Below are 1,080 nucleotides of genomic sequence, written 5' to 3' on the forward strand. Positions count from 1 at the left end.
GACGGTTTGTCAAGCCAAGTGCGACAGAGCACTCATATATGATTCGTAAGCTGTTTTCCAGCCTAGGCACTTTCTTGGCCGGTTATTAATCAGGTCAATTGCCCGTGCTAAATCTTCCTCTGAAACTGTAGCAAAGTCATGTCCCTTAGGGAAAAACTCTCGTAGCAGGCCATTAGCGTTTTCATTCGTTCCTCTCTGCCAAGATGAATAAGGATCTGCAAAGTAAACTTGAATGTCATGTGCCTCTTCAATCTTCTTGTGGCATGCAAATTCTTTTCCTCTGTCCACAGTAGCTGTTTGAAAGGCAGCCTTAGGGTATGCCTTTGCGACTTGGTCAAACGCTTCTTCCATAGAGGCGGCCGTGCGGTCGGGCATCTTTACAGCGAGGTATAACCGAGTTTTACGCTCTGCAAAGGTAGCTACACAACCTTTGCTTTTGCCTCGGCTGGATACGACGGTGTCTAACTCCCAATGCCCAAAGCTCTCACGGTTGCGCACCTCTTTAGGGCGTTGGCTGATCGTCTTGCCGATATTGAATCTCCCACGTGTTTCTAAAGGTTTGCGCCGCTTTCCTTTATGACGAAGCACCTCAACTGCACCCTGTACGAGCAAGCCTGCATACAGCCAGCGGTAGATTGTTTTGAAACTCACGCTAAGCTTAGGAAGTTCCTGCTTCATCCTTGCAGCAATTTGTTCAGGTGACCAGGTAGACTTCAGTTTCTCACTGATATAGTCGATTCCCTCCGCTGTTTTCTTACCCAAGGAATTGGTGCCTTTACGACGTTGTTCATAGGATATTTGTGCTTCGACAGCCTCATATATGTTGGATTCCCGATTGCGGTTCAATTCGCGTGCAATGCTCGAATGATGTCGACCTAATTCCTGAGCAATGACCCTTGTTGACCAGCCTTGAGCGTGTAGGAGCTCTAGCTTCGCTCTTTCTGTTGTGCTAAAATGTGAGTAACTCATGATTGATTTCTCCTGTTAAATGGTTAGTTGTGGTGACTCCATTTTACACGAATCAATCATGAGCCATTTTTTTATTTAATGGTAACTGTCGCACTTCATATTACAATCCGT

1 protein-coding gene is annotated in these 1,080 nt (G+C 46.0%); it reads right to left on the reverse strand.

The features are described from left to right. Positions 1 to 9 precede the first annotated feature (9 nt). The gene (locus AZ66_RS29270) at positions 10 to 969 is read right to left on the reverse strand and encodes an IS30 family transposase (protein ID WP_044358175.1); all 960 of its coding nucleotides are present in this window, start codon (positions 967 to 969) and stop codon (positions 10 to 12) included. Between the last annotated feature and the right edge of the window lie 111 nt (positions 970 to 1,080).

This window comes from Paenibacillus sp. E194, from assembly GCF_000935845.1.
Classification (GTDB): domain Bacteria; phylum Bacillota; class Bacilli; order Paenibacillales; family Paenibacillaceae; genus Paenibacillus_B; species Paenibacillus_B alvei_B.

What these genes read in the sequence shown, in the direction of transcription:
- AZ66_RS29270 (WP_044358175.1), bottom strand. Translation starts at nt 969, where the DNA reads ATGAGTTACTCACATTTTAGCACAACAGAAAGAGCGAAGCTAGAGCTC.